This window comes from Sulfurovum sp. NBC37-1, from assembly GCF_000010345.1.
Classification (GTDB): domain Bacteria; phylum Campylobacterota; class Campylobacteria; order Campylobacterales; family Sulfurovaceae; genus Sulfurovum.
The window spans coordinates 1280264-1294716 of record NC_009663.1 but is presented as its reverse complement, the minus strand read 5'-3'; the positions used below and the strand labels follow the sequence as shown (position 1 = coordinate 1294716).

The 14453-nt window shown below is 44.3% G+C and carries 18 protein-coding genes and 1 pseudogene; 9 read left to right on the top strand and 10 right to left on the bottom strand.

Annotated features, from left to right (window positions below; all coding sequences use genetic code 11):
* Window positions 1-75 precede the first annotated feature (75 nt).
* Window positions 76-441, top strand: a complete 366-nt coding sequence (locus tag SUN_RS06540) for a hypothetical protein (RefSeq protein ID WP_041672712.1) — start codon at window positions 76-78, stop codon at window positions 439-441.
* A 344-nt stretch (window positions 442-785) separates the two neighbouring features.
* Here the strand turns inward: SUN_RS06540 and tnpA are convergent.
* The 3 genes and pseudogenes from tnpA to ybeY form a co-directional block, all read right to left on the bottom strand.
* A pseudogene (gene tnpA / locus SUN_RS06535) lies at window positions 786-1122 on the bottom strand (IS200/IS605 family transposase).
* A 451-nt stretch (window positions 1123-1573) separates the two neighbouring features.
* A complete protein-coding gene (locus tag SUN_RS06525; RefSeq protein WP_011980953.1) occupies window positions 1574-2506 on the bottom strand; it encodes a calcium/sodium antiporter in 933 nt (310 codons plus the stop codon).
* A 9-nt stretch (window positions 2507-2515) separates the two neighbouring features.
* Window positions 2516-2959 (bottom strand): rRNA maturation RNase YbeY, encoded by a 444-nt coding sequence (gene ybeY / locus SUN_RS06520; protein WP_011980952.1) that lies wholly within the window; start codon window positions 2957-2959, stop codon window positions 2516-2518.
* Between the two features lie 54 nt (window positions 2960-3013).
* Here ybeY and queC point away from each other — a divergent pair, with 54 nt between their 5' ends.
* Window positions 3014-3682, top strand: a complete 669-nt coding sequence (gene queC, locus SUN_RS06515; RefSeq protein WP_011980951.1) for a 7-cyano-7-deazaguanine synthase QueC — start codon at window positions 3014-3016, stop codon at window positions 3680-3682.
* On the opposite strand, the gene SUN_RS06510 is transcribed toward queC, so the two are convergent.
* Window positions 3683-4771 carry a tRNA pseudouridine(13) synthase TruD gene (locus SUN_RS06510; protein WP_011980950.1) on the bottom strand — a complete coding sequence of 363 codons (1089 nt, stop codon included), beginning with the start codon at window positions 4769-4771 and terminating at the stop codon, window positions 3683-3685. It abuts the gene before it with no gap.
* A 162-nt stretch (window positions 4772-4933) separates the two neighbouring features.
* Here SUN_RS06510 and SUN_RS06505 point away from each other — a divergent pair, with 162 nt between their 5' ends.
* Complete coding sequence (locus SUN_RS06505; protein WP_011980949.1) at window positions 4934-5722, top strand: DUF7477 domain-containing protein; 789 nt, start codon at window positions 4934-4936, stop codon at window positions 5720-5722.
* Window positions 5723-5734: 12 nt separating this feature from the next.
* Here SUN_RS06505 and SUN_RS06500 read toward each other — a convergent pair whose 3' ends face one another.
* Window positions 5735-6520 carry a sulfite exporter TauE/SafE family protein gene (locus SUN_RS06500; protein WP_011980948.1) on the bottom strand — a complete coding sequence of 262 codons (786 nt, stop codon included), beginning with the start codon at window positions 6518-6520 and terminating at the stop codon, window positions 5735-5737.
* 80 nt (window positions 6521-6600) lie between these two features.
* Here SUN_RS06500 and SUN_RS06495 point away from each other — a divergent pair, with 80 nt between their 5' ends.
* The 3 genes from SUN_RS06495 (at window position 6601) to SUN_RS06485 (ending at window position 7626) form a co-directional block, all read left to right on the top strand.
* Entirely contained in the window at window positions 6601-7038 is a 438-nt protein-coding gene (locus SUN_RS06495; protein WP_011980947.1) for a hypothetical protein, read from the top strand.
* A 2-nt stretch (window positions 7039-7040) separates the two neighbouring features.
* Window positions 7041-7316, top strand: a complete 276-nt coding sequence (locus SUN_RS06490; RefSeq protein WP_011980946.1) for an acylphosphatase — start codon at window positions 7041-7043, stop codon at window positions 7314-7316.
* A gap of 109 nt (window positions 7317-7425) precedes the next feature.
* Window positions 7426-7626, top strand: coding sequence for a hypothetical protein (locus SUN_RS06485; protein ID WP_041672975.1), 201 nt, complete (start codon window positions 7426-7428; stop codon window positions 7624-7626).
* Between the two features lie 48 nt (window positions 7627-7674).
* Here the strand turns inward: SUN_RS06485 and SUN_RS06480 are convergent, their stop codons facing one another.
* The 3 genes from SUN_RS06480 to SUN_RS06470 all read right to left on the bottom strand — a co-directional run bounded on the left by SUN_RS06480 (window position 7675) and on the right by SUN_RS06470 (window position 10399).
* Window positions 7675-8772 (bottom strand): TRAP transporter substrate-binding protein, encoded by a 1098-nt coding sequence (locus SUN_RS06480; RefSeq protein ID WP_011980944.1) that lies wholly within the window; start codon window positions 8770-8772, stop codon window positions 7675-7677.
* Between the two features lie 181 nt (window positions 8773-8953).
* Window positions 8954-9391 carry a hemerythrin domain-containing protein gene (locus tag SUN_RS06475; protein ID WP_011980943.1) on the bottom strand — a complete coding sequence of 146 codons (438 nt, stop codon included), beginning with the start codon at window positions 9389-9391 and terminating at the stop codon, window positions 8954-8956.
* Between the two features lie 45 nt (window positions 9392-9436).
* On the bottom strand, window positions 9437-10399 hold the full coding sequence (locus tag SUN_RS06470; RefSeq protein WP_011980942.1) for an energy transducer TonB: 963 nt from the start codon (window positions 10397-10399) through the stop codon (window positions 9437-9439).
* Window positions 10400-10512: 113 nt separating this feature from the next.
* On the opposite strand from SUN_RS06470, the gene hemL reads away from it, so the two are divergent.
* Together hemL and SUN_RS06460 are read left to right on the top strand one after the other, a co-directional pair.
* Window positions 10513-11805, top strand: coding sequence for a glutamate-1-semialdehyde 2,1-aminomutase (hemL, locus tag SUN_RS06465; protein WP_011980941.1), 1293 nt, complete (start codon window positions 10513-10515; stop codon window positions 11803-11805).
* Window positions 11805-12272: a YchJ family protein gene (locus SUN_RS06460; RefSeq protein ID WP_011980940.1), complete on the top strand. Its 468-nt coding sequence runs from the start codon at window positions 11805-11807 to the stop codon at window positions 12270-12272. The genes hemL and SUN_RS06460 overlap by 1 nt, the downstream gene beginning before the upstream one ends.
* Before the next feature lie 32 nt (window positions 12273-12304).
* Here SUN_RS06460 and SUN_RS13045 read toward each other — a convergent pair whose 3' ends face one another.
* A complete protein-coding gene (locus tag SUN_RS13045; protein ID WP_011980939.1) occupies window positions 12305-13207 on the bottom strand; it encodes a tetratricopeptide repeat protein in 903 nt (300 codons plus the stop codon).
* Between the two features lie 141 nt (window positions 13208-13348).
* On the opposite strand from SUN_RS13045, the gene SUN_RS06450 reads away from it, so the two are divergent.
* Window positions 13349-13879 (top strand): DUF3558 domain-containing protein, encoded by a 531-nt coding sequence (locus SUN_RS06450; RefSeq protein WP_011980938.1) that lies wholly within the window; start codon window positions 13349-13351, stop codon window positions 13877-13879.
* A 41-nt stretch (window positions 13880-13920) separates the two neighbouring features.
* On the opposite strand, the gene SUN_RS13480 is transcribed toward SUN_RS06450, so the two are convergent.
* Entirely contained in the window at window positions 13921-14295 is a 375-nt protein-coding gene (locus tag SUN_RS13480; RefSeq protein ID WP_148154671.1) for a hypothetical protein, read from the bottom strand.
* Window positions 14296-14453 lie beyond the last annotated feature (158 nt).

Genomic DNA, 14453 nt, shown 5'->3' with positions numbered 1-14453 from the left:
TGATTTAAATCAATTTTGTGTTACAGGAATGATGATAGAATAAATAATAACCAAATTTAAAAAAAGGAGAGATTTATGAAAAAAATTATCATCTCAACTGCAGCAGTAGCTACTATTGTATTTGGAGTGACAACCCTTGCTGCCAATGAAGGTGTTAGTGACTCTGTAGCAAAAAAAGAGGCAGCGGCTCTGGCCAATCCCAAAATGACAGAAGGTGAGCATGCAGCAAAGGCTAAGGTAGAAGAAGCGGCTGCAGAAGGGGAGTTTAAAGATAAAATGGACAGAGAGAAGTTCAAGAAAGAGGCTGCATCTGATGAAAAGAAAGTTGATGAGGTCACAAAAGTAAAAGAGCTTGAGGCAAAAGACCAGGCCGAAGCACCGAAAAAAATAAAAGCGTTTGAAAAAGAAGCTGTTTCCGACGAAAAGAAAACTGTAAAGTAAATACAATATGATTTTTTTCACTATCTTCATAGTAGTGTGGAGATAGCCTTTTCTATTATTTACTTTCTTATTAAAAAATCGGAATACATATCTTTAGCTCGGAAATTACTATCACCTAAATAGAATATGGGCACCTCTAAAAACCCATCCCAAATCACCGATATGGTAAAATAGATAATCAAAGAGAAGTAGAGGGAAAAGTATATGCCAGGACTGTGTGATTATGAGAACCAGTCACAGACCTCCGGCAAAGCCGAAGGCATGAAAGTATGAACCGCTCAAAGCGGTCTTAATCGCCTAAAGGCAACAACTCAAAACAGTGACAGTTTATCCAACTTCCTATCTTACTGTTCTTGATGACGAATATACTTTCGCATCTTTCCTTCATCCCTGCCAACCGTAGACACATGATAGCCTCTTGCCCAGAAACTCTGTCCTGTTAAATTCTTTCTTCATCCAAGATAAATCCGTGCAATTGAAATGAGCATAAGAACATGATCGTTCATCAAACGCCCTTCTTCAATTTTACACTCTTTTTGTTTAGAAAGTTCATGAAATATCTCTCCCAAATACTTTCTCAGTTCTCCGTACAGTGTTTTCTTTCTGTATTTTGGTATCCATACTACTATGGTACTTGCATTCCCAAACACTATGTTTGATGGTTTGTTGTATAATATTCATCCTGTGCCATCCTTTTTCTTTGAACTTTGAGCAGTTCAAGAACTTATGATATCACAGAGACTCCCGGAGCTGTCAAACTTTGGGAGTCCACCAGTAGAACTGGTGGTTTACTCAGGGGAATTAGAGAAGATCAATGCTCATCAGCTACCACTGAATAAATTGGATAAGATTATTGACTGGGACATATTTCATAAACCTATAGAAGAGGCACTCTACATAGAACCAAAAGCACTTGAGGAAGACCACCATTTGACAGGGTAATGATGTTCACTCAACTTTTCTACTGAAAATAGAAGAATTGTTGAGAATTATTTTAAAAAATTAGAATGGATTTATCTTGGCTACTGAAATGGTGGTTTTTAGAAGTGCCCATATTTTTAAACCCCATACTACCGAGGTTTGCTTAGGTTTTTAGCAACCCGTTTTCTTACTTTAACTCTGATTTTATTATTTACATACTTTGTATGGTATTATTCAGAAAGAGTCCTAGAATGATCACCAGGCTGATACCGGCGGATTTGGTGTACAGTTTGTTAGCGGTAAGAAAGACCAGGATCAGTGTGGCCACGATCATCGTAGAGATATCGAAAAGATAGGCAGATGCATTGATGGGCATGGGATTTGCTAATGCTGCTGAGCCAAGCACCACGGTTGTATTGGCGAGGTTCGAGCCGATGATATTACCGATGGCCATATCGACCTTTCCTTTCATGGCAGCCGAGATACTGACGACAAGTTCGGGCATGGAAGTTCCCAGAGAGATCATGACAATACCAATGACCCACTCGGAGATGCCGAAACTTTTAGCGATCTCTGAAGCACTCTCTACCGTAAAATGTGCGCCGACGATCACCAGTATGAATGCACCGACAAGTACAGGGATCGTCGCCGCCCAGGAGAAATGACTTACATCGATTTCATCGAGGTCCTCAAGAGGGATACTTTGGGCATCCTGGAGTAAAAAGAGCAAATAGGCACCCATGAGCAGCAGAAGCAGTACGGCATCAAAACGTGAGATGACACCATCGAGGATCATCAAGATGAAGACCAGGACGGGTACCAGTGCCCAGGTACTGTCCTTGGCGAAGAAATCCCGCTTGGGGCTGATATTTCTGGCAATGAGAAACACACTTGCGAGTACCAGGGTGATGTTCAGTATGTTGCTTCCGATCACGTTGGAGATGGCGATCTCCGGCTTATGGTTCATACTTGCCGCGATACTTGCTGCCATTTCAGGCAGGGAAGTTCCAAGTGCGATCAGTGTCGCCCCGATGATGAACTCAGGTATATTGAACTTGAGTGCGATCTTCTCACTCTGTTTGATGATGAGTTCAGCGCCCCAGATGAGCGCACCCATCGCAATGACAAAAATGACAAAATTCATCGGTTTCCTTTAATCGTTTCGTATGATAAGACTGGAAGGCAGACCGAATTCTTCAATGATCTCCCGCTCTTTCTGGCGCATTTCGCCCTCATCCGTTTCATGGTCGTATCCCAGCAGATGCAAGAGTCCGTGTATGAAGAGCAGTTTGAGTTCGTCCTGCTCTGTATGGCCGTATGTCTTTGCTCTTTCTCTCACAAAATCAGCCGAGATGACGATCGTCCCCAGCGGGATATCGAAGACACTTTGTTCTGTAAAGGGTGTCTCCAGCGGAAAACTGAGAACATCGGTGGGATTGTCCCTGTCTCTATATTCCCGGTTGAGTTCCTGTATGTTCTCATTGTCCGTGATGATGAGTTCTATCTCTCTGTTGGTCAAAGACTGCGCGATCTTCTCGAGGGCTTCGATATCGACATTTAAAGTGGTCTGATTGTCCAGTTCTATTATAGTATGCATGCCCGAAGTTTACCCAAATCTTGGTAAAATGGTATTAAAAAGTAGGATATCGTAATGGGTAAAAAAGCAGTCTGTATTATATCGGGAGGCATGGACAGTGCTCTAAGTGCAAAGATCGCGCAGGAAGAGGGCTATGAGATTATTGCCTTGCATTTTAACTATGGACAGCGTACCCGGAACAAAGAGCTGGAATGTTTCCGAAAGATCACTCAGGAGCTGAATGCCTCGGAATCTTACGAGATCGATCTTGATTTCTTTGAGCAGATCGGTGCCTCGGCACTGACGGACAAAAGTATTGACGTTCCTATCGGAGGGCTGGAAGAAGGTGTGCCGGTGACCTATGTGCCTTTCAGAAACGGCATCTTCCTCTCCATTGCTGCGGCTATTGCAGAGAAACATGGGGCTGAAGCACTCTTCATCGGTGTGGTCGAAGAGGACAGTTCCGGTTATCCGGACTGTCGTGAAAGCTACATTGAACAGATGCAAAAAGCGATCAACCTGGGTACGAAAGATGAGACGAACATCGAGATAAAGATGCCTCTTGTCTCACTGAGAAAGAGCCAGATCGTACAAAAAGCCATTGAGCTGGGTGTTCCCCTTGAAGATACATGGAGCTGTTATCAGGCGGAAGATGCAGCCTGCGGTGTCTGCGACAGCTGCCGCCTGCGTCTGAGAGGGTTTGAAGTTGCCGGAGTAAAAGACCCTATAGCATACAGAAAGTGATTAGGATTTAAGAGAGAACTTCCCGATCTCTTCGAGGAAAGTCGTGGCATAAGCGCCTTTAGGAAGGTAAAAGTCCACGATAAGTTTCTGCTGCTCTTTCTGATATGCTGTTTCGACCTCTTTGGGCCAGATCCAGGCAAAACGTCTGTCTCCCTTGAGTGAACTCAGTTCCGTATCGTCAAAAGGCTCTTCGAGATGGTAGGCGTCACTTTTGGCACGCATGGCATTGGCACCGCAGAGCAGTCCTGTCGGAGAGATCTTTGCCTGTTTGAATGCCAGGGCGCTTTGCATCATATCTTTGACATAGTTTGGTTTTCCGTAAGGGTAGGGCATGATGATATCCCCCAGAAAGAGTTTGAAGAACTGCGGCTGTTTGGCAAGTACTTTGACCAGCTCAGGAGGATATTTGAGTTTTTTGGCAGCGCTGTCAGGCTTCTCTTTGGCAATGACTGCAGAAAGTTTGACGCGCGAAGCGAGCCATTTGTTGAAGAGGTGGCTCTGATAGGCGGAAACAAGCAGTTTCTCTTTGCTCCCTTTAAGCTTTTTCCCACTGTGCGCGATCTCCTTGCCCTGAAGGTAGGACTGGCTGTCCTCTCCAAAACGCTGGTAGCCGTAATAGTTCGGTATACCGTCTACCTGCATTTTCTTGGCAGTGGTGTTGAAGAACTTCGCATCTTTCTCGTTGATCTTGTGCAATACAATGCTGAAACGGTTTCCTTTGAGATGGCCTATTTTGATAGGAGCTTTGTTATAGGTACGTTCGAGTATTTCCACGCGTTCGGTCGTCAGATTTTTGTTGAGCTCTTTTTCATATCTTTTAGGCAAAGAGATGTACTGTATGGTTGTGGCATTTTTATCTTTCAGACCCGCATACCCGATATCGCGTTCCTGAAGTCCGGTTGCTTTTGCCAGAACGGTCACGAGTTTCCAGGTACTCATATCGGTCTTTTTGATCTTGAGAATGAGAAAATTTCCTGTTCCCGTAAAATCGTAGAGAGGTATTTCCTCAACGAAAAAACGTTCAATGGTCTGATTGAAGTCAAAGTGAAGCGGTGAATGGTCGTAGGCATAGGTCTTAATGTGATTCATGTCGGAATTATATCCAAATCTATCACCGTATGATACATTTTTAATCCCTATGAAGGTAAGTCGTCCGGTTCCACCTTATTTTTTATTGGATATGCGATACAATAAAGTTTAGTTGAACTTATACAATTTCATAATTTCAATAAAAGAGATTGAGGAGAATAGATGAAAAAGATTTTAAAAATAGCAGCGGTAGCATTGATACTGCCGGCAAGTGTGATGGCAGCAGATTTCTGGGTGGGTCTTTTTGCAAAAGATACGGGCTTTACCGGTCAGTCCTATACGACGAGTAAAAGCCTTTCGCGTCTGAAGACGACTATCGACAACGAATGGGCCAAGGGCTATGACCTGATAGATGTCTGTTACGGACATGATGTCTGGATGGCGCTCTATGCAGAAGGTGCCGGGTACAAACAGCAAGCCTATACGCATAGACGTGATATCAAAAAATTCGCCCAGGCGGTTGAGGCTTACAAAGAAAAAGGTTTCACGCTGATCAATGTCGAGTACGGCGCAGGTGACTGGCTGGGTATTTTTGCCAAAGGAGCCAAATACAAGGATGTTGTGTTTGACTACACACGGTACCGTGATGATTTTGAAAAGACTATCATAAAACGCTGGCAGCAGGGGTATATGTTGATCGATATCGAAGCTGCAGAAGGTTATTGGAGTGGGATCTTTGCCAGAAACACCGGTTTCAAGAACCAGGGGTACGATATGGTCGATGACTGGGATCTTGTCAGTTCCGTGATCAAAAAACGATGGAAAGCCGGTTACCGACTGGTAAATATCGAATATACGGCGGGAGAGTGGTTTCTGCTTTTTGCAGTCTACCCGAAGGAAAGAGAAGAACTCTTCGCAAACAATGAAGATATCGAGGATTTCCAGAAAACCATCCGAAAGAACTGGAAAAAAGGTTTTTACCTGATCGACCTTGCTAACGGCAGGGACTGATCACCCTTTCTATTAACCGCATTTGCCGGGGGCACACTTCATGCCTCCGCATTTCCCTTCCAGCTTGCTTTTCACACTTCCTGTTTGCATACTGTCCATCATTTGCTGCATTTCTTTGGGATGCGCAATGAATTTGTAGCCTTTATAGAGTGTGTAGAATCCGTAAAAAACCACAAGCATAGCAGCCAGTTTCATCATAGTACCTCTCAAGGAGCCCTTTTGAAGGAACTTCGTGACCGTTCCCAAAAAGAAGAGTGCAGGGATGGTCGCCAGTCCGAAGGTCGCCATAACGATGGCGCCCCAGAGTGGACTGGCAGTCGCTGCTGCAAAGATGGCAAAAGAGTAGACCAGCCCGCAGGGGATGATACCGTTGAGCATACCAAGCAGGTAGAAACTTGAAAGAGAATTGCTGCTGATGAGTTTTCTGAACGTGTTCTGGTACCATTTGTTCTTCGAGACGGACCATTCAGCAGAATTGAGAAATTTGAGATTGCCCAGTAATGAGAGGCCGGCTGCCACCATCAGGATACCCGTGAGCACAAAGAGGACTCCTTTGGTGGTCGGGGTAAAGGCGATGGCTTTACCCATTAGGCCAAACAGAGCTCCCAATATACTGTATGTGGTCACCCTTCCGAAGTTGTAGGCAAGATGTGAGATGGTCTGTCGTACCCATGAAGCCTTATGGTCAATCTTGCTTGAGCTGTAGGCAACGACGATCCCCCCGCACATACCGATGCAGTGTCCCACACTGCCCAGAAAAGCGGTACTCAGAATAATGAGCAGATCAATATTGTTCATTTTGTCTCACTTTGGTCAAAAAATTATAAAACTATAGTCTTTTTTTGTTAAAATGGTGTTAAGTTTCATCAAGGAGCATAATGTTTAAAATATTCAAAAGAAATGTCATGAAGATGTTCAGAGAGATCCTGGTCTATCACAACAGCTCTCTGGAATTCCGGGCCAAACTGCTGACACTGATGATCACTTCTGACAGTGAAATATCAGAATGTGAAAGGCAGAAACTCAAGGAGATCGCCCATACGATCTATCATGACGATCAGGAGCGGGCTGAACTTCTGATCGATACAGTATATGAGTTCCATACCAAGATCGTGACAAACAATGGCCTGGATTTCGAGCATCTTGTTGCACAAGTACGAAAAGAGGTTAAAGAGGTAAAACGTTTCTGTGAGAAGATCGATATCGGCCTTTTGATGCAATTGCATGAATGTGTGGATGAAAATGACGATGAGGCACTGTTCCAGATGCGTGTCATCGAATTCCTGCAGAGCCTGAAAGATGAATGTAGGATGTAAAAATGGAATGGTACAGATTTATTATTCACGGGAGAGTGCAGGGTGTCTTCTACCGAAAGTTCGTTTCACAGGCACTGATGAGAAAGCAGATCAAAGGTTACATTCAAAATCTGCCTGACGATACGGTAGAAGTGGTAGTTGAGATCTTTGATGACGATTTCGACAGTGTCATGAAAATACTAAAAGAGGGCTCGCCCCTAAGCAGTATCGATGAGATCACCTATGAGATCATCGATGATGCCCAGTTCAATACGGATGGCTTCGAGATAAGATATTGAGTCCCGGAGGGTGGTGCATTCCTGCCCACCACATAAGGAAACCGGCACAAGAAGAAACTGAATGGCGAAAGCCATGAACAACAATAAAAAATCAATATGGAGAATAAAAATGGCAAGTGGATGGGGATGCCAGTTTATGGGAAAGAACGGTGATATTAAAGATTGGTGCATGAAACTGCACCATCCCTGTGATCCGGGATGCAAAGGCTGTATCATCTACGGACAGGTGGAATTCTCCCAGCCTCAGGTAGATGAGGAACAGGAGAGAAAAGTCAAGAAACGCAGTGACAATCCTCTGGGAGGGCGTTAAGAGATTTGATAGTTATAATTCCCTAAGAAAACAACTGTTAAATCTTAGTTAGCTCCTAATCTCAAGAAAGTTCTTTGTACTGATATCATCCCAGGGTTTATTCAGCTTGTAGAATGCTTCGTAACTTTTAAGTACACGTTTGAAGTCATTACTTTTGGTACTTTCGTCGGCCAGCACCTCTTTAAGTGCTACTTTGGCTGCATCCATCATCTCTTTGGGGAATGTTTTGATCTGTACTGTGTCCGGTAGTTCCGCCAAAGCTTTGGCATTTTTGAATCGGAATTCCTGCAGCATATTCCCTGTCATCTCTTCACTGGCTGCGGTAATGATAGCCCTGTGTTCTTCACTAAGTTTCTCCCAGCGGGCTTTGTTGAACGTGATTTCCAGAATGGAGCCCGGTTCATGCCAGCCGGTGTAGTAGTAGGGGGCCGCTTTGGCAAAACCCATCATACTGTCAAGCGCTGGTCCGACCCATTCGGTTGCATCAATGGTACCGCGCTCAAGTGCTGTGTATATTTCTCCGGCTGGAAGAAGTACGGGATTGACCCCCAGACGCTTCATTACTTCTCCGCCCAGTCCGGGAATGCGCATTTTGAGACCTTTCAGATCTGCAAGGCTTTTGATCTCCTTTTTGAACCATCCGCCCATTTGTGGTCCGGTCGTACCGCCTATGAGCGGATAGAGGTTGAACTTTCCGTACAGTTCTCTCCAAAGTTCATAGCCTCCTCCGAATTTCAGCCAGGTGATCATCTCTTCACTGGTCAGCCCTAGCGGCATACCACCAAAGATGGAAAAAGCGGGGTTCTTACCCTTCCAGTAGTAGACACCGGAGTGAAATGCATCTATCTGTGCGGCAGAGGTAGCATCGAAAACTTGCATTGCCGGTACCAAAATATTCTTAGCAAAGACCTTTATTTCCAAGGTTCCGCCGCTAAGTTCTCCACAGCGCTGGGCAAAGGAATCTACTCCTGTTCCCATAATAGGAAAATGTGCCGGCCATGAGGTGGCTAGTTTAAGGGTGACCTTTTTACCATTTTTGATATTAACAGAGCCTTTGGCTATTTTTTCTTCAGCTCTGTGGCATCCTGAAAGTGCAAGGGTACCTGCATTTAATGCAGTAGCGGTTATAAAGTCTCTTCGTTTCATCTATTGTCCTGTAGCGGTTTCAATTTTGGGTTATTATAGCAAAGAAGCGGTAAAGGGTTGGATGCAATAGTTGATCCAAAAAAGTCATAGGCTATAGCATATAAAGAGCTATGAGAAAGTTTGTTGGATGGACTACGATAATTAAAACATTCTTGATGATCTTTCCTTCTTTATTTCACAGTTAATCACTATTGAGCTTTGAGTAAAGATTTGACTCTTCAAAGCTAATACGCTGTGCAAGTATGTCTACAAGCTCTTTGAATGTCGTGTAGAACTCATCATCAAGCGGTACATCCGGGCTTGCATATTTTGCTAGAAAATTCATCAGAGTGATTTTGGTAGATTTGAAACCAACGACAAAATCTTCTACCATTGACTGTATATGTTTATCGATCTTTTCCGTTTCTTCTTTCATCAGTTTGAAGAGTTTTAGGTCTTCATCCATCACATGGTCTACTGCAAGCTTATTAAGTTCTTTGAGTGCCTGCTTTGCAGCTTTTTCATTATATGCATCATAGGATTCTAGCACTTTGGTAGCCAATGCTACTATCGCTCTATGTTCCTCTTCCCATTTTTCGACTAATTTCTCATTTTTTGTTTTAAAGAGTGATCTGAACATAATCTAATTTCCTCACTTTTTATTATATTATAACATAAATTTTTTTTAATAAATACTATATTGTACATAGAAAGTGATCTTTGTCGTTGTCTTGGGATGTGGGTAGTCTTTGTAGGCGATGCGTATGACCTGCAAGGTATTATCATCCAGTGCCGTGTATCCGATACGGCTCCGCAAATGAAGGCCGGTGATATTCCCGTTGGGGTGAAGGTAGAAGGTGACCACGTTGGTTCCTTCCTGGTGTGTTCTTACTGCCACATCGGGATAGCCGTTCTGAATGAGCGTACGCTGGGTGATACGGTGAATGACCCCAAGGTTCCTTTTGATGAACTTTTTCTGCGTAGGCGTAAAGCTGTTGAACTCGGAGCCATAGAGCTGTTTGATCATCTGCGAACCGTAATTGGGTCTGGAAGGCGCGCTTGGTGCCAGTGAAACGGAGCGGCCTGAACCCATCAGTGCGCCGGCCAGTCCTTTTTTCGGATGTGACGGTTTCCTTGGTTTCTGTGGTTTGCTTTTTTTGACTATTCTCTTCTTTGGCTTCTGCTCTTTTTTCTTGACTACTTTTTTTGGTTTTTCCTCTTTTTTGGCCACCTTGGTGACATTGTTCTCTTCACTCTCTTTTTGCTTCACGGTCAGACGTGCTTTTTCATCGAGCAGTTTTTTCCTGGCAATTGGAGTAGGGGCTTTTACAGGCTTCTTTTCTATGGGCTTTTTTTCAACAGGCTTGGGCTTTGGAGGTGCAACGGGTTTTGGTTTGGAATGTGGTGGCTGTGGCTGGACCGGTTGTGGTCTGGGTTGGGGTGGCACGGCCGGTCTGGGTGCCGGAGGTGTCGGTGGTACGGTTTTGAACTGTTTGAGATTCAGGGAGATCTTTTTACCCGGAGGCGGTGGCGGAGGGAACTTCATCTCTTTGAACGGGAGGAAAATGAGCAGAAAAATGAGCAGGTGCAGCAGTAGGGAAAGCAGAAGCCCCTCAAGCGTACGTATGGTTCTCCCTCTGATCTTCATCGTGTGTACAGCCTTTTTGTCTGGTAGTGTTCAAGTATCCTAAGTCCCCTTAGTGTATAATCCCCATACTTTATCCATAATGGATGCAATTATACTTAACAAGGATTAATACTATGGCATACGACAAAAGTATTGCGGCATTTGAAGAGGCTTACAAGGTCATCCCCGGAGGTGTTGACTCTCCAGTACGTGCGTTTAGCGGCGTAGAGGGAACACCGCCGTTCATAGAAAGAGGTGAAGGGGCATACCTTTTTGATATTGACGGGAACAGATATATCGATTATGTACAAAGCTGGGGTCCGCTGATCTTCGGTCATACCGATGCAGATATCGAAGCTTCAGTTATCGATTCGGTCAAAAAAGGACTGAGTTTCGGAGCACCGACAACAGTTGAGACGGAACTGGCCGAAGAGATCGTTTTGATGTTCGAGAGTATCGACAAAGTACGTTTTGTCAGTTCGGGAACCGAAGCGGTCATGTCGGCGATCCGTCTGGCAAGAGGGGCAACGGGCAGGGATAACATCCTGAAATTCACCGGATGCTACCACGGACACTCCGATTCGCTGCTGGTACAGGCAGGTTCGGGCTTAGCGACATTTGGTACACCGTCAAGCCCGGGAGTGCCTGCTGACCTGACCAAACATACGCTTTTGGGGACCTACAATGACATTGAAAGTGTCGAGAAGTGTTTTGCGGACTCTCCGGAAGGGATCGCCTGTGTAATCATCGAACCGATCGCCGGAAATATGGGGCTTGTACCTGCGGATGAAACCTTCCTGCAACAGCTTAGAGCTCTATGCGACGCACATGGTACCCTGCTGATCTTCGATGAGGTGATGAGTGGCTTCAGGGCTTCCCTTAAAGGTGCACAGGGTATTACGACAGTGAAGCCTGATATGGTGACACTTGGAAAGGTCATCGGTGCGGGTATGCCTGTTGGTGCCTTCGGAGCCGGAGCGGAGACTATGGCACAGCTCTCTCCCGAAGGGCCTGTCTATCAGGCTGGAACACTTTCGGGTAACCCGGTCGCCATGGCAGCGGGACTGACCAGTCTTAGAAAACTCAAAGCCAATCCGGCCATCTATGTCGAACTGGGGAATAAGGCCAAAAAACTGGTCGAAGGACTGAAGAGGGCGGCAGATTCCGTCAATGTGCCCATGGTCACGGATGTGAGAGGTTCCATGTTCGGTTTCTTCTTCTCCGACAAGCCGGTCAAGAATTTTGCCGATGCGATGGAAAACGACCAGAAACTCTTTGCCAAATTTCACAAAGGGATGCTTGACAGAGGTATTTACCTTGCCTGCTCCTCTTTCGAGACAGGGTTCATCTCAACAGCCATCACTGATGAGATGATAGATGAGACGGTCAAAGCGGCCTATGAGACACTCAAAGAGATCAAAGGCTAATGCAGCCCATGCAACAGTGTTACTGCAAAAGTGGCCTACCGTTCTCACAATGTTGTGAGCCCATTCTGCGTGTATTTGAACCTGCTCCCACTGCACTGGCACTCATGCGTTCACGCTACTCCGCCTACTGTCTGGGTGATGTCAACTACCTGCAGGCGACCACGCATGACCATACCTGGAGCGATGAAGAGCTGAAGTTTATACAGGACTGGGCGGACAACAGCCACTGGCAGCATCTCGAGATCGTTGATCATGACGAAGATACGGTAGAGTTTAAAGCCTATTACATCTACGACGGTGTACAGCATATGCACCATGAAAAATCAGCTTTTTTGAAAGTGAATGACATGTGGAAATATGTGGATGGAGACATTTACGAAGATAAAGTGAATTTTTTACGCAACGAGGCCTGTATTTGCGGTTCTGAGAAGAAATATAAACGTTGCTGTGCGCAAAAGCTTAAATAGGATTTTTACCTTGTTTTTGTTCTAGAAAACAGTCACATTTGTATATTCAGGGGAGGGTTTTTATACTCTTTTTTAATTTCCTCCAGATAATCGTGCTTCTCTTTTGGTGGAGCTGGTCGTGACAGCTTTATCTTTTCTTTTCTCCTGAGCTCATCGGGTAGATCGATTCCGCCGCATTCCATGTTCTGATAGGGAATAAGTGTACCGATGTCTTGGCAATAGCCTAAGCTACAGCCAAGTAAATCCCCTTTTGTTTTTGCTGTTTTTACACAGTTTTCCTCTTGCTTCAGGTAATACCTGAGTATGGGCTTGGAGAGCTTGTATATCTCTTTGCTGATAGCCTTTTCTTTTTTCTCCAATGCCTCACTCAAATATGTTCGACAGGCTTGATGTTCAATAGCTCTGTAACGGGTGTGTAAATGCAAGATTTTTCGCATTCGCTTTGGGTACTTTTTGTAAAGGATACAGTCGAAGCAATCAAGACAGTATCTGTCAGGTCTTGCTATGATATTTGCAGATGGACACTTTTTGATAAATGGATCAACATGTGTTTTTGAACAGGTTTGCTTAAGGGTTTCGTATTGTTCATTATAGTAACTTTTCCCATTGTACTCAGCCATTTTTTTAATCGTTTTATAATAGTATGGCAGCATTTTATCGGTGCAGATGGCCGGATCACTGAGTCTGAGTTCTATACCGGCATGCACAAAGTTATAGTAAAAATAGGCTTTTTGTGGATTCTTTTGAATGCCTATTCCCTTCTCGTAAAATGTGGCCAGGTTATACGCGGCCTTGACATTGCCCTGCATATACCCCTTAGAGTAAAGGGAAAATGCCTTTTTATAATGCCCTTTTTTATATTCTTTGTAGGCTTCGTCCGTAACTGAGCCAAAAAGTAAAGCGTTTACTATGGCCAACAAAATTAAAATTTTCATTTCAGCTCCTTTACCTGCTTTTTCAATACTACACAATTATAATGAAACAGTGTGCCAAAAGTGTTCAAACATGAGTGATATAACCATTAGAACAATAATTTGGTATACTTTTGGCACATTTGTATAGAAAGGAATATGGAAATGAAAAAATCAGTGATAACAGCAGCGATTCTGTTTGGTATGGCTATTTCAGGCTGTGGTGCTTCCTCCGATGCATCGAACGGAAGTGCATCAAAAGGCAGTGCCGTGGCAAAAGAGGATGTTTGTACTCTGTTGACAACAGCAGAAGTTTCACAATTGGTAGGTGAGGCAGTCCATGATGGAAAACGGGATACAAAGCATACTTACCCGAATTCCTCTGCCTGTACCTGGACCTCTGTCAGCCACGATATGCCGCTTCTAATCCTGACTTACAATCAGCATGCAGCCTCACATGATCTAGCTTATTATGCTCCACCGGGCAATGCTGTAAAGAAATTGAATAGTGCTCCAAACGAAGCCGTTGCCGTTTTGACATCAAAACAAAATCTTTTCGAAGTGATAGTCAGAAGTGGAAATAATGCTATCCTGCTCATCGCACCATATCTGAAAGTGAAAGAGGGAAGTGATAAATGGAAGAATGAAGTGAAGTTGACTGATCTCGCGGCTGAAAGGGCAAAAAAGAGGGAATAGCAGGACTTCTTTTTAAAAGCAGTCCTGAAATTTGGAGGGAATTATTTTTTGTCTCCCGTGACAACTTTTTTGCCTGCTTCAGCACCTTTTTCAGCACCTTTTTCAGCACCCTTTACTGTACCTTCCACAGCGCCTGCCACGGCACCTACAGCAGCACCAACAACATCACCTACTACAGGTACGACTTCATGTCCCTTTTTGGCTCCTTCTTCGATCCCTTTCCCTGTACCTTTAACGGCACCTACTGCCGCGCCACCTGCAGTACCGACAGTTCCACCTGTCAATCCGGCTGCTGCTTCACCGGTCTTTTCCACCACCTTTTTACCTTCCTGTGCAACCTCATCTGCAAAAACTGAACCTGTAAGTCCGATAAGTAGAGTAACTGTTAATAATGATCCTGTAATAATTTTTTTCATGTATATCCTTCTGTTGAGTTATATGTATTTCTACATCTTATATTTTACATAGTTTGTTGTTAATAATCAAGAAAAAATTAAAATTTGCAGGAAGAAAAAAACAACATAATGTTCATCTGGAAGTAATGTGCACTATTATGTTGTATGGATAAATGTAT

Bases quoted from the DNA above. Each gene is read 5' to 3' on its own strand.
- SUN_RS06500 (WP_011980948.1), bottom strand. From the start codon at position 6,520: ATGAACAATATTGATCTGCTCATTATTCTGAGTACCGCTTTTCTGGGC.
- SUN_RS06480 (WP_011980944.1), bottom strand. From the start codon at position 8,772: ATGAAACGAAGAGACTTTATAACCGCTACTGCATTAAATGCAGGTACC.
- SUN_RS06540 (WP_041672712.1), top strand. From the start codon at position 76: ATGAAAAAAATTATCATCTCAACTGCAGCAGTAGCTACTATTGTATTT.
- SUN_RS06490 (WP_011980946.1), top strand. From the start codon at position 7,041: ATGGAATGGTACAGATTTATTATTCACGGGAGAGTGCAGGGTGTCTTC.
- SUN_RS06450 (WP_011980938.1), top strand. From the start codon at position 13,349: ATGAAAAAATCAGTGATAACAGCAGCGATTCTGTTTGGTATGGCTATT.
- SUN_RS06505 (WP_011980949.1), top strand. From the start codon at position 4,934: ATGAAAAAGATTTTAAAAATAGCAGCGGTAGCATTGATACTGCCGGCA.
- SUN_RS13045 (WP_011980939.1), bottom strand. From the start codon at position 13,207: ATGAAAATTTTAATTTTGTTGGCCATAGTAAACGCTTTACTTTTTGGC.
- SUN_RS06475 (WP_011980943.1), bottom strand. From the start codon at position 9,391: ATGTTCAGATCACTCTTTAAAACAAAAAATGAGAAATTAGTCGAAAAA.
- queC (WP_011980951.1), top strand. From the start codon at position 3,014: ATGGGTAAAAAAGCAGTCTGTATTATATCGGGAGGCATGGACAGTGCT.
- SUN_RS06485 (WP_041672975.1), top strand. From the start codon at position 7,426: ATGGCAAGTGGATGGGGATGCCAGTTTATGGGAAAGAACGGTGATATT.
- SUN_RS06525 (WP_011980953.1), bottom strand. From the start codon at position 2,506: ATGAATTTTGTCATTTTTGTCATTGCGATGGGTGCGCTCATCTGGGGC.
- SUN_RS06495 (WP_011980947.1), top strand. From the start codon at position 6,601: ATGTTTAAAATATTCAAAAGAAATGTCATGAAGATGTTCAGAGAGATC.
- SUN_RS06460 (WP_011980940.1), top strand. From the start codon at position 11,805: ATGCAGCCCATGCAACAGTGTTACTGCAAAAGTGGCCTACCGTTCTCA.
- hemL (WP_011980941.1), top strand. From the start codon at position 10,513: ATGGCATACGACAAAAGTATTGCGGCATTTGAAGAGGCTTACAAGGTC.
- SUN_RS13480 (WP_148154671.1), bottom strand. From the start codon at position 14,295: ATGAAAAAAATTATTACAGGATCATTATTAACAGTTACTCTACTTATC.
- SUN_RS06470 (WP_011980942.1), bottom strand. From the start codon at position 10,399: ATGAAGATCAGAGGGAGAACCATACGTACGCTTGAGGGGCTTCTGCTT.
- SUN_RS06510 (WP_011980950.1), bottom strand. From the start codon at position 4,771: ATGAATCACATTAAGACCTATGCCTACGACCATTCACCGCTTCACTTT.
- ybeY (WP_011980952.1), bottom strand. From the start codon at position 2,959: ATGCATACTATAATAGAACTGGACAATCAGACCACTTTAAATGTCGAT.